This is a genomic window from Massilia sp. Root418, assembly GCF_001425265.1.
GTDB lineage: Bacteria > Pseudomonadota > Gammaproteobacteria > Burkholderiales > Burkholderiaceae_D > Rugamonas.
This window is the reverse complement of record NZ_LMEC01000026.1, coordinates 482,645-494,743: the sequence shown is the minus strand read 5'-3', so window position 1 is coordinate 494,743 and position 12,099 is coordinate 482,645. Positions and strand designations below refer to the sequence as shown.

Here is a 12,099-nt window from a genome sequence, read left to right as displayed (position 1 = left end):
GGCGGCTACAGCCTGATGGTCCCTTCGATCGAATCATCCAGGGTCTGCCCGACAACGGCGCCGACCAGCATCTTGGCGCCGGCCACGGCGTCGCCGTGCTTGTTGTCCCAGTAGTAGCCTTCCACCGGCCGCACCTGGATCACTGTGATGCGCGGGTCGTTCTCGCCTTCGGTGAACCAGGTCTTCAGCGTGAAACTCCACAGTTCCTTGATCATCGCCGGGTCGCGCGAGATGACCGCGTGGCCGTCGAAGTACAGAAAGCCTGAATGGTGCGAGCCCTGGAAGTACAGGCGCACGGCCGGATTGGCGGCGATGTCTTGGTTGTGGTGGCTGTCGTCGGCGCTGAGGAACCACAGGTTGCCCGCTTCGTCGACCTTGAGCGGGCTCATGGGAATGACGCGGTTTGCGGTGCAGAAGAAGCCCGCCTTGGCTTCCTCGACGGTGTCCTTGATGCGTTTGACGGCTTCGCTGCCCGTCAGGTCCTGGCGGTTGTGTTCCGGCTGATTGCGGTTGATGCTGTCCATTGCGTTCTCCTGAAATTGCCCAGGCCTTATGCCTCGGCTGTCCAGGTCAAATGCTAGGCGCGATTGCGTTGGCGCACTGTGTGCTGGCTAACCTTGCGGCACTGCTCAGTAGACTCAGTAGACTCAGTAATCGAACTTTGTGCTGCGCGCGCCCTTGTTGAGCCTGGCCGCGCGTGCCGCCTCGGCCTCCGCCTCGCGCGCCGCCTTCTCGGCCGCCTTGGCCTGGCGCGCCTCCTCGGCCTGCTGCTTGCGCACGGCATATTGTTCGTCCAGGCGGCGCTGGCTGCGCAGCCGCTCCAGGCAATCCTGGAAGAAACTGATCCTTTGCAGCATGGCCGCCAGCCACACTAGGCCGATCACGATCAGCACCAGCGTGTAGGCGCTCTGCCAGGCGGCGAAGTTCTGGTCGAGGGCGGGGAAGATGGGGCGGGCACGTTCCAGGCAGACCTGGCCGAACAGCGACAGGCAGGCTGCCAGCAGCCCAAGCACGACAGTTTGCGCAATCTGCCAGCCAGTGGTCTTCAATCGCTGGTCGAGCAAAGCTTGGGTGTCGGATGCGTACGTCATGGAGCAGTGTGGGTAAATCGGTACTAAGATGTCAGCAATCATAATTATGTCACTATTGTTCCCAAAAGCAAACTAAGTTGCCGTAATGAATTTAACGACTCACTGACCTGGAGCAATATATGCAGATCGCCGTCTTCAGCGCCCAGTCCTATGACCGCCGTTTCCTGGACGAGGCGCTGGCGCGCCGGCCGGCATTCGCGGAGGTGACGCTGCACTATTTCACCGAAGCGTTGTCGATGCAGTCGCTGGCGCTCGCGCAGCATTGCGGCGCCGTGTGCGTGTTCGTCAACGATGTACTGGACGCGCAGGTGCTGGGGGCGCTGGCGCAGCAGGGCGTGCGCGCGGTGCTGCTGCGTTGCGCGGGCTACAACAATGTGGACGTGGCGGTCGCCGTACGGCTGGGCCTGTTCGTGGCGCGCGTGCCCGGGTACTCGCCGGAAGCGGTCGCCGAGTTCACGCTGGCGCTGGTGCTGACCCTGAACCGCCACACCCACCGCGCTTATGCCCGCGTGCGGGAAGGCAACTTCGCCTTGGATGGCCTGCTGGGCAGCAACCTGCATGGCAAGACGGTGGGCTTGATCGGACTGGGCAAGATCGGCATGGCGGCGGCGCGCATCTTCCACGGTTTCGGCTGCCGCGTGCTGGGCCATGATCCGGCGCCGCCGGATGCGTTTGGCGCAGTGGGCGAGGCGGTGGCGCTTGCCGAACTGCTGGCCGGGTCGGACATCGTCTCGCTGCATTGCCCGTTGCTGCCCGCCACGCATCACCTGATCGGCGCGGCGGCGCTGGCGCAGATGAAGCCGGGCGCCATGCTGGTGAATACCTCACGCGGCGGCCTGCTCGACACGCCGGCCGTGATCGAGGCGCTCAAGTCGCGCCGCCTGGGCGCGCTGGCGATCGACGTGTACGAGCAGGAGAGCGAACTGTTCTTCCACGACCATTCAGCCGACATCATATCGGACGACGTTTTCCAGCGCCTGCTGACCTTCCCGAATGTACTGGTCACCGGGCACCAGGGATTCTTTACCGAGGAGGCGCTGCGGGAGATCGCCGAGACCACCCTGGACAATCTGGATTGCTACATGCAAGGCGCCGCTTGCCCGAACCTCTGCCTGCCGGCTTAGCGTTAATCGGCCGTCCTTGGCCATTTCATTGCTTGATCCACACGTGCATGAGCGTTTCTCCCGCCTGCATTAAAATGGGGTAATGATTTCTTTACAAGACGATGTCCTGGCCGCCTTGCGGGGCGCCACAGCGAACCGCCACGCGCTGCTGGACCAGGCCATGCCGCTGGCGCGCACTGCGCCAACGCTGGACGACTACCACGAGCATCTCTGTCTGCTGCGGCCTTGGCTGGCCGGCATTGCCATCGAGGCCGCGCGCCACAGCGACGGCCCGCAGGACCCGCGCCTCCTGCCGCCGTTGGACCGGCTGGCGTCACTGGATGCCGATCTCGCCGACCACGCCAAGCTCGCCAACCACGCTGAATACGCTGAACACGCTGAATACGCGGACCGCGGCGGCCGCGCAGGCCACGCCGATCGCGCCGCCATAGCCGGCCAGACCTGCCTCGCAGGGGCAGCCTCGCCGAACGCCGCCGCGCCGCAACCCGCCGCCCCGCCAACTATGGCCGCTATCGCATTGGACGGCAGCGCCGCGTGGCGCTGGGGCGTGGCCTACGTGGTGGAAGGCTCGCAGCTGGGCGGCATCGTGCTGCACCGCCGCCTGTCGGCCAGCCTCGCGCCGCATCCCCTGCGCTACCTGCACGGCGGCGGCGTCCCGCCAGGCCCGCGCTGGCAGCTGTTCCTGACGCGGCTGCGTGCCGAGGTGACCGCCCCGGCCGATATCGCGCAAGCGTGTGCCGGCGCCTGCGCCGCGTTCGACGCGCTGATTGCCCGGCTGCCCCAGGGCCGGCACACCAGGCAGGCGGTGGCGGCGTGACCGCGCAAGTGGACCTGGCCAACTGCGCCAGCGAACCCATTCACATTCCGGGCAGCATACAACCGCAGGGCGCACTGCTGGCGTTCGACCTGCAGGGCCGCCTGGCCGCGTGGAGCGCCAACGCCGCCGCGCTGCTGGACCTGGTGCCGCAGCCCGGCGCAGCCTTCGACAGCCTGGGCCTGGACAGCGAGGTGACAGGCCTGCTGCGCGCGGCCCTGGCCGACCAGGCCGACGGCGCCACGCCGCCCGCCATGGCCGACGTGGCCCGCGCCGGCCGTACTTTCGACTGCGTGGTGCACGGCTACGGCGGGCGCGTGATCGCAGAATTCGAAGTGCGCCATGCACCCAGCAACGAGGTGGCGGCGTTCGCGCTGCGCGCACATGCCGCCATCGGCCAGCTGAAGCGGCAGAAATCGCTGGTGGCGCTGATGCAGCTGGTGGCCGAGCAGGTGCGTGAAATCACCGGCTTCGACCGCGTGATGGGCTACCGCTTCCGGCACGACGACAGCGGCGACGTGGTGGCCGAGGCGGTGCGCGAAGACTTGCCGCGCTACCTGGGCCAGCGCTACCCGGCCGGCGACATCCCGGCGCAGGCACGCCGCCTGTACACCATCAACACGTTGCGCCTGATCGCCGACGTGGGCTACCAGCCGGTGCCGCTGCTGGGGATGGCGGACGGCGATGAACAGGGGCCGCTGGACCTGAGCCACAGCATCCTGCGCAGCGTTTCGCCGATCCACATCGAGTACTTGCAGAACATGGGCGTGGGCGCGTCCATGAGCGTGTCCATCGTCGTCAACGGGCGCTTGTGGGGGCTGGTGGCCTGCCACCACATGCAGCCGCGCCATGTGCCGTATTCGGTGCGCATGGCCTGCGACGTGCTGGCCCAGGTGCTGGCCGCGCACGTGCAAAGCACCGACGCGCGCGAACGCAGCGAACTGACCGACCGCGGCGCGGCCCTGCGCACCGAACTGATAGAAACGCTGCTGCACGAGGATGACGTGCTGCTGGCGCTGCAGCGCCACGCGCCCGAGCTGTGTGCGGTGCTGGAAGCGGGTGCGCTGGTATTTGCGCAGCACGGCAAGCTGGTGGTGTACAGCGGCGACGGCAATCCCGTGGACGAGGCGCTCGCTGCCCGCATGGTGGCGTCGCTGCCACCCGACAGCACGCGCCTGGTGCGCCGTGGCGGCGTGGCCGACTGGCCGGAGGACTTGCGCGGCAAGACCGGGCGCTGGGTGGGCATGCTGGCGCTGCATTTCGATCCGGCTTCCGGCGGCTGGCTGCTGGCGTTGCGTCCCGAGCAGGTGCAGACCGTGCGCTGGGGCGGGCGTCCCGACAAGACGCTCAGCTTCGGCCCCAACGGCGTGCGCCTGACGCCGCGCGGCTCTTTCGACGAATGGGTGGACCTGGTGCACGGCAGCGCCGACCCGTGGGAGGATGGTCACCTGCTGGTGGCCGAGCAGCTGCTGGCGGAGATGCACCGCGCCTGCATGGCGCGCCACGCGGAGCTGGAGCGCGCCCGCATGCAGCTGCTGGCCATGCTGGGCCATGACTTGCGCGACCCGCTGCAATCGATCACCATGGCCGCCAATGTGCTGCAGCACGGCGCGCAGCCGCACCAGCTGGGGCAGCGCATCCAGCGCTCCAGCGGCCGCATGCAGCGCCTGATCAGCCAGGTGCTCGACATGAGCCGGCTCGACAGCGGCATGGGCCTTGGCCTGCGCTTGCGCGAGGCGGACCTGAGCCGTTTACTGGAGGACTTGCTGGACGAGTCGCGCCTGGCGCATCCGGGCGTGGTCTACGAGGCGGACATTGCGCCTGCCGTCACGGCCGACGTGGACGCGGACCGCATGGAGCAGGTGGTGAGCAATTTGCTGAGCAACGCGCGCCACCACGGCGTGGCGGGCATGCCGGTGCACGTGGCCCTCGCGCTGGCGCCGGACGGCGAGCAGGTGACGATCGCGGTGCGCAACCACGGCTCGCAGCTGGCTGCAGAAACAGAGGCGCTGCTGTTCAATCCCTTCAAGCGCATCTCGCTGCAAAATCCGAACAACCGCACCGGCATGGGCCTGGGGTTGTACATCGCGTCGCGCATCGCCGAGGAACACCAAGGCAGCATCGCCTACCGCTACGAGGCGCCGCACGTGGTGTTCAGTGTCGCCTTGCCGCGCAAGGGCGGCAAGCCGCAGCAGTAGTCAGGCGAAGATCGCCCAGTTGCGCTGCTGCGTGGCCAGGTCGGCCGCTTCGTGCTCGGCGCAGTCGATGCGGATAAACGATATCGGCAGCGGCGCGTTGACCAGCGCGCAGTGGTGTGGCGTTTCGGCACCCGGATACTTGTTCGCTTCGAAGTAGCGGCACGACGGGCAGGCCCGCAGCGCCGGAAAGCGCTCGGACTTCTGCAGTTCGGCGATCAGCTTGAGCAGCCCTGTCAGCATCTGCACCTGCATGGCGGGGGGCAGGGCGGCTGCGGCATCGTCGGCGAAGCTGAGGGCGCCGCCGATGCGCTCGGCCACGGCATGGCCGCCGGCGGTCAGGAACAGGGCCGTGGCGCGCCCGTCATCCTCGGCGCGGGCCTTGCGCACCAGGCCCTTGGACACCAGCGAGGCCACCGAGTCGCTGGCGCTGGCGGCCGATATGGACAGCTGCGCCGCCACCCACGACAGCCGCACGCCATGCGGACGCGCATGCAGCAGCTGCAGTATCTCGGTCTGGGCCGGATTCAAGTTCTCGCTGGTGGCAAATTCCCACACGCCCGAACGCATCACGCTGGCGATACGCGCGATGGCCGTGATAATGCGCGCCGATACGTCCGGCGTGCCATCCCATGGGGTTTCGGGTTTGATGTCCATGCGGCGAATTATAAACCCCTTTGCAGTCTTGTAAAGGAGTCCTAATCAAGTCGGGCAAAAAAAACGGGGGCGGAGGGAGCCGCCCCTAAAAACCAGTGGAGGTCTCTACTGGATGTTCAGGGCCACGTCGTCGACCAGGAAGGAGGTCTGCACGGTGGAACCCTCTATGCCTTCAAAGTGGATACGCACGGTCTGGCCCTTCCAGGCGTCTAGGCTGAAGGACTTCTGCGCGTAGCTGCTGCTCTTGTTCAGGTTGGAGTAGGTAGCCAGGGTGGCCAGCACGGCGCCGGTGCTGCTGCGCACCTGCACCTTGAGCGTGTCGTAGGCCGTAGAGGTGGTGCTCTCGTCGGATGCCACCTTGAGCCAGAAACTCAGCGTGGCGCTGGCTGCGGCGGCGGGAATGGCCACCTGCTGGTACAGCGTATCCGTGTGGGCGGCACCATAGCCGTTCAGCCAGGCCTTGTAGCTGCCGCCGTGCGCGGCCTGGCCGGCGCTGTTGGTGACCACGCCGCTGCTGGCGGTCCACGACGCGGCGCCGGACTCGAAGCCGCCGTTGAGGATGAGCTGCTGCGGCTGCGGCTGCGGCTGCGGCTGCGGCTGCGGCGGGGGCGGTTCCACCACCGCGCCCTGGCTGACCCACACCGGTGCCGACCACAGGATGTTGCCGTCGTCCTGGGTCACCTTGGCGTAGTAGAAGTGCTCGCCGTTGGATGGCGTGATGGTGGTGCTGGCGGTGGACGAGAGTTGCGTGACGGTGCCGTTGCGGCCCGGGACGCCCTCGAAGATCTGCACCGTGGAAGCGGTCTTGCCGGCGCTGTTGGCGAAGTTCACCTGCAGCTGCAGGGTGCCGCTGTTGCTGAAGCGCTCGCCCATGATGTGGCCGTTGGCCGTCAGCACCAGCTGTGAGGCCTTGTCCATGGTGGCGAATACGCGCCGGGCGCGGACCGCATCCATGAAGCTGGCGTTGCTCAGCGCCGTGCCGCTGGGGATCAGCACGCCGGTGCGGTTGGTATAGGACGCGCCCCAGTTGGCGCAGTGATTGTCCTGGTTGCTGCTGAAGGCGACATGGAAGCCGGCTTCCAGCGCCTTCCTGCACGCGCCCTCGTAGTTGCTGCGGCCCGTTTCGGTTTCGGTGGTGTTGGTGGAGAAGGCGGAAGTGTTCAGCACTTCGCACAGCGCCATGGCCTGGTCGCCGTCCGCGGTGTAGCCGAGCGCCACGCCGCCGGCCGCGAACTGGCCGCTGGTGGCCGGGTGGTTGAACTGGCCCAGCCAGCCGCGCTGGCGCATCAAGGTGTAGAGGGCGGCGTAGTCGCCCTTGGCGGTCGGCGTGTCGGCCAGCAGCTGGCCGTTGCTGTTGCTCTCCCAGCCCAGCAGTTCGCCGGCATTGAGGATGTTCAGGTGGCCGCCGTTGTTGATCACGCCCCATTCCTGGCCGTACAGCGCGAGGAAGCCGGGGTTGGCGCTGCTGTAGCTGCCGGCCATGGACAGGCCGGACTGGTACAGCGCCTTGGCGGCGGCTGCGTCGGCCGAGGTGTTGGTTGCGTCCGAGCCGTCGTACATGTGGTTATGCTCGGATGCCAGCAGGAAGTCCAGGCCGCGGTTCCTGGCGTAAGCGTAGGCGTCGGTCGGCCCGTAGGCAGCGCTTTGCGGCGCCTGCGCGCCGGTGCAGGAGGCCAGCGCGCCGCCGCCGTCGCTATGGTTGGTCTGGCTGTGCAGGTTGCCGAAGTAGACCGTGTAGGGCAGCGAGGCGGTGGCTGCCGCGGCGCCCTGGCGCAGGCGCTGCGGCGCGGGCCCGGCTGAATTGGCTGAATCGGCTGAATTGGCGGCACGGGCTTCCGCGCGGGCGCGGGCGGCGCTGGCCGGACCGGTGGGCAGGGCGCTGAAGGCCGGCATGGCGGGGCCGTTTCCACCGCCGACGGCCAGTTCCCATTCCTGCTCGTGCGCCTCTTCGCCTTCGGCGGCCAGCGCCTGCAGCACTGCATCCTCGGTGCTGCCTTTTACCGCGCGGCCATCCTGCGCCACGGCGCGCATGCGCACGCGGTACACGCCTTCCGGCATGGCGGCGCGGCCGTTCTGCGCGCTCCAGTCCACCAGCACCTGCACCGGCGCCTTGAACAGGCGCTCCACGCCGTGCCAGCGCTGCACGGTGCCGCCGTCCGGACCCTCCAATTCCACCAGCCAGAACACCGACTGCGGGCGCTGCACGTGCGGATAGCTGAATTCCAGCGTGAAGGTACGCGCTTCCTGCTGCGTGCCGTCCGGCGCGGGCACGGCGCGGTAGGGCACATGCAGCGTGGCCTCAAATTCGCGGTGGTCCGCTTCGGACGCGTGCGAGGCGGCGGTGCCGCCCATGGCAAGCAACAGCAGGAGGTGGTTCAGGTGATTCATGCGGGGCCCTATTAAGCATGGTGGTGCGCGCCACTATGCAGCAGGCCCGATTGCCCGACAAATTCGAATTTGCTTGGAGATTAAGAGGCAAAGCTTATAAACCGCTTCGTTTTGTCCCGTTTGGGACAGTGCTGCGGGTTCTGTCCAGAATTGAACAGAATCCGCAGAAATCAGTGAAAAATCAGACAGTCCTGGCGCGCTTCGACAGCAGCAGTTGCCGCGCCGGGGAGTGCGCGGGCGCCGGCACGGCACGCGTAGCGTCGTGTTCATGCAACGTGAACACCGCCACTGCCTCCGACAGCGCGCCCGCCTGCTGGCGCAGGCTTTCCGACGCGGCGGCGGCTTGTTCCACCAGCGCCGCGTTCTGCTGCGTCATTTCGTCGATCTGTGTAATGGCCTGGTTCACCTGTTCGATGCCCGCGCTTTGCTCCTGCGCCGCGTGCACGATGTCCGACATGATGGTGGTAATGCGGCGCACGCTGTCCACCACTTCGCCCATGGCCTTGCCCGCGTCGGCCGCCAGCACGTTGCCCGCGTCCACCTTCTGCACGCTGTCGCTGATCAGGTCCTTGATCTCCCTGGCCGCGCTGGCGCTGCGCTGCGCCAGGTTGCGCACTTCCGACGCCACCACGGCAAAGCCGCGCCCCTGTTCGCCCGCGCGCGCCGCCTCCACCGCCGCGTTGAGCGCGAGGATGTTGGTCTGGAAGGCGATGCCGTCGATGACGCCGATGATGTCCACGATCTTGCGCGAACTGTCGTTAATGGCGCCCATGGTCTGCACCACCTGTTCCACCACTTGGCCGCCCTTGCTGGCCACCGCCGTGGCGCTGCTCACCAGCTCATCGGCCTGGCGCGCGTTGTCGGCGCTCTGGCGCACGGTGGAGGTGATCTGCTCCATCGACGCGGCGGTTTCCTCCAGGTTCGAGGCCTGCGCTTCCGTGCGCGAGGACAGGTCCGAGTTGCCGCTGGCGATATCGTTGGAGGCAAAGCCGATGGTGTCGATGCTGCCGCGTACGCTGCCCACGATGTTGACCAGGCTGTCGTTCATCTCTTTCAGCGCGCGCATCAGCTGCGCGGTTTCGCTGCGGCCTTCGAGCGTAAAGCTGGCCGTCAGGTCGCCCTGCGCAATGCGCTGCGAAATCTGCACCGCGTGCTCCAGCGGCACGCTGACCGAGCGCGCGATCAGGCGCGCGACCAGCCCGGCCAGCACGATCAGGCCGAGCATGGCGGCAATCATCGTCCAGCGCGTGCTGCGCAGGCTGGCGACCTTCTCCTTCAGCATGGATTCCAGCTCCTTGCTGGCGGCCTGGTTGGCCGTGAACTGCGCGTCGATGGCCTTGGTGGTGGCCGCAACATAGTCCGTGCCGGGATAGCTCAGGGTCTCGGCGCGCACGATCTGGTCGGTGGCCAGCTGCATGGTTTTCAGCGTCAGCTCCTGCGCTTCCTGCCATTGCGCGCCCACCTTGTCCTTGATGGACGGATCGGCGGCCACCGATTTGTTGAAAGCGGTGGCGGTCTGCACGATCCTGTCGTTGACCCGCGCCGCGATGGCCGCCAGCGCCATCCTGTCCTCCAGCGATGCTTCCTGCTTGGCCAGCATGCCGGCGCCCTTGGCGCGCATCTTGCCGGTTTCCTCGGTGAGGTAGGGCAGCTGGTAGTACATGGCCTGGATCAGCTGGTAGCTGGCCAGGTCCGGGTCCAGGCTGAGGCCGAACAGGTCGCCGATCAGGTCGTTTACCACCAGCAGCTTGGGCACCAGAGCGGTGTGCGCGGCGTAGCTGTCCGGCACCGAGATGCTGCGGCTGGTAACCTGGCCGCGCAGGGTGGCCCAGTCGCGCCTGGGGGCTTCCCAGGCCTGCTCGATGGCCTTGTTGTTGAAGCTGCGGATGATGGCGTCCATCTTCTCGTACGCCTCGTCCGTCTCGCGCTGCTTGGCGTCGCGCTTTTCCTGCGCGCCCGCCACGCCGCCCAGCACCAGCGCGGCCAGGCCCCGGTGCTGCTGGGTAGTCTGGATCACTTTGAGGATGGCGGTGCTGGGCGCCAGGCCGGCGGTTTCCCGCTCCGCCGCGTCCAGCGCCTTATCTGCTTCGCGCAGGTAAAGTGCGGTCGGTATGCTGGCCAGCAGCAGGGCGATCAGGCTGAGGACAATGAATTTTTGCCAAAGCAGCAGCCGGTCTAGCCACGATTGTACGTTCACGGTGTATCCCCCCAAGGTATGCTACTTTTTCTGGCGCAACTCTTTGGATTGATTCTAAGCCTATTTCTCAGGGAAGACGAGACGTGCGTTGCAAGCGTGTTCGGCGCGCATCAGATACGGTCGCTCTCCTTGCGCACCACGCGGCCGATGATGATGCAGTCCGAACCGCGGCAAACCTTGCGGTGGTATTTGCGCTGGTCCGGATTGTCTGACGTCAGCCACCACTGGCCGGCGTCGCGCGACATGCGTTTTACTACCGGCTCACCTTCGTAATTTACAGCGAACACTACACCATCCACCGGTTTGTTGTCGGCCGTGTTGATGATGACCAGGTCATCCTCGAACAGCGACGGCTCCATGCTCTCGCCGCGCACCTTGATACCGATCAGCCGCTCCGGGTTGTAGCCGTTGCGGTCGGCCCAGTGGCGCGGCACGCTGAGGGTGCTGCCGTCATGCGTTTCCGGCTCCACCGCAAAGCCGGTGATGCCCGCCGACAGGCGCAGCTTGACCTTCTGGATCTGGTAAAAGCGCGTGTCGTCCTCCGGCGCCACCACCACCTGGGTGTACTGCGCGGGCAGCACGCCGGCCGGCGGCGCGCCGCGCTCGCGCTGGCCGATGCCTTCGTGCAGCCATTCAAACGTGACGTTCAAGGCGGCAGCCAGCTGCACCAGCGTGTGCGCTTCTGGGCCCTTCTTGCCCACCCCGTTGAGGATGCGGTTGATGGTGGGTTGCGGCACGCCGGAAGCGCGCGAGAGCGCGCTTTGCGATTCGTAACCCGCTGCTTTCATGGCTGATTCCAGCCGGCTAGAGATATCCATGGCTACACTATACATGCGTGGATAGATAAGTGCAATATTTATTCATTCACGTATTGAGTGTGTATTCATTCTCGTATATATTGTTCCCTACAGCAAGCTGAACAACCAGGAGGGCAGACAGATGATGGCAGTGGATACGATGAATAAAGACGCAATTTTCACCAGCGCGGGGCAGGCAGTGCACGTGGCGTACATGATTACCGGGCAGGAGGCGCCGCAGGACGCGCCGCTGCGCAAGATGCTGATCAGGATGCTGGAAAGCGCGGCCAATCCCGGCACCGAGCAGCGCGCCTGGCTGGAGCAGCTGCGCGGCCAGAGTTCGCGCCGCGTCAATTTTGCGGGACTCAGCCCGCTGGAGGTGCGCGCCCAGTGCGCGCTGATCGTGCATGCGGTGAAGAGCAAGCTGCCGCGCATGGAGACCTGGGCGCTGCAGGCGCGCTACGGCCATACCGAAGTGGAGGACGGGGAGGGCAGCCGCCGTTTCGCCTTCTCGGCCGAGCGCATCGAGGCGATCAAGGGGCTGTCGGACTGGCTGGCGCCATCCTTCCCGGCGGTGAAGCCGTTCGCGGTGGACTGCATGATCGGCAAGCTGTATGCGAACCACCAGAAGATGGAAATCAGCTTCCGCGAGCTGGCGGGCAATTTCGGCGGCAACCATATGACGTATGCGCGCGCCTTTGACAAGATCCGCACCCGCCTGCGTGAACTGGAGCAGGTGGCGCTGGACCGCCTGGAGCCGTACCTGCGCGAGCAGGGCGTGGTCGGCGACTTTTTTGAATAATTTTTGAAAAAGGGCTTGACGGCGTGTTACAGCG

10 protein-coding genes are annotated in these 12,099 nt (G+C 66.4%); 4 read left to right on the top strand and 6 right to left on the bottom strand.

Features of this window, described 5'->3' with window-relative positions; all coding sequences use genetic code 11:
- Window positions 1-5: 5 nt before the first annotated feature.
- A complete protein-coding gene (locus ASC94_RS30755; protein WP_056405137.1) occupies window positions 6-524 on the bottom strand; it encodes a pyridoxamine 5'-phosphate oxidase family protein in 519 nt (172 codons plus the stop codon).
- A 123-nt stretch (window positions 525-647) separates the two neighbouring features.
- The gene (locus tag ASC94_RS30750; RefSeq protein ID WP_157201658.1) at window positions 648-1,091 is read right to left on the bottom strand and encodes a hypothetical protein; all 444 of its coding nucleotides are present in this window, start codon (window positions 1,089-1,091) and stop codon (window positions 648-650) included.
- Window positions 1,092-1,210: 119 nt separating this feature from the next.
- Here ASC94_RS30750 and ASC94_RS30745 point away from each other — a divergent pair, with 119 nt between their 5' ends.
- The 3 genes from ASC94_RS30745 (at window position 1,211) to ASC94_RS30735 (ending at window position 5,227) form a co-directional block, all read left to right on the top strand.
- Window positions 1,211-2,215, top strand: a complete 1,005-nt coding sequence (locus tag ASC94_RS30745) for a 2-hydroxyacid dehydrogenase (RefSeq protein WP_056405133.1) — start codon at window positions 1,211-1,213, stop codon at window positions 2,213-2,215.
- An 82-nt stretch (window positions 2,216-2,297) separates the two neighbouring features.
- Window positions 2,298-3,032, top strand: a complete 735-nt coding sequence (locus ASC94_RS33365; protein ID WP_200955859.1) for a biliverdin-producing heme oxygenase — start codon at window positions 2,298-2,300, stop codon at window positions 3,030-3,032.
- Entirely contained in the window at window positions 3,029-5,227 is a 2,199-nt protein-coding gene (locus ASC94_RS30735; protein WP_056405131.1) for an ATP-binding protein, read from the top strand. Before ASC94_RS33365 ends, ASC94_RS30735 begins: the two co-directional genes overlap by 4 nt.
- On the opposite strand, the gene ASC94_RS30730 is transcribed toward ASC94_RS30735, so the two are convergent.
- The 4 genes from ASC94_RS30730 to ASC94_RS30715 all read right to left on the bottom strand — a co-directional run bounded on the left by ASC94_RS30730 (window position 5,228) and on the right by ASC94_RS30715 (window position 11,284).
- The gene (locus ASC94_RS30730) at window positions 5,228-5,881 is read right to left on the bottom strand and encodes a MarR family transcriptional regulator (protein ID WP_056405130.1); all 654 of its coding nucleotides are present in this window, start codon (window positions 5,879-5,881) and stop codon (window positions 5,228-5,230) included.
- A gap of 105 nt (window positions 5,882-5,986) precedes the next feature.
- Complete coding sequence (locus ASC94_RS30725) at window positions 5,987-8,269, bottom strand: CehA/McbA family metallohydrolase (RefSeq protein WP_056405128.1); 2,283 nt, start codon at window positions 8,267-8,269, stop codon at window positions 5,987-5,989.
- A gap of 181 nt (window positions 8,270-8,450) precedes the next feature.
- Window positions 8,451-10,466, bottom strand: a complete 2,016-nt coding sequence (locus ASC94_RS34215) for a methyl-accepting chemotaxis protein (protein WP_056405126.1) — start codon at window positions 10,464-10,466, stop codon at window positions 8,451-8,453.
- A gap of 110 nt (window positions 10,467-10,576) precedes the next feature.
- Complete coding sequence (locus ASC94_RS30715; RefSeq protein ID WP_056405124.1) at window positions 10,577-11,284, bottom strand: XRE family transcriptional regulator; 708 nt, start codon at window positions 11,282-11,284, stop codon at window positions 10,577-10,579.
- A gap of 139 nt (window positions 11,285-11,423) precedes the next feature.
- On the opposite strand from ASC94_RS30715, the gene ASC94_RS30710 reads away from it, so the two are divergent.
- Window positions 11,424-12,065 (top strand): hypothetical protein, encoded by a 642-nt coding sequence (locus ASC94_RS30710; protein WP_157201656.1) that lies wholly within the window; start codon window positions 11,424-11,426, stop codon window positions 12,063-12,065.
- Window positions 12,066-12,099: the final 34 nt, after the last annotated feature.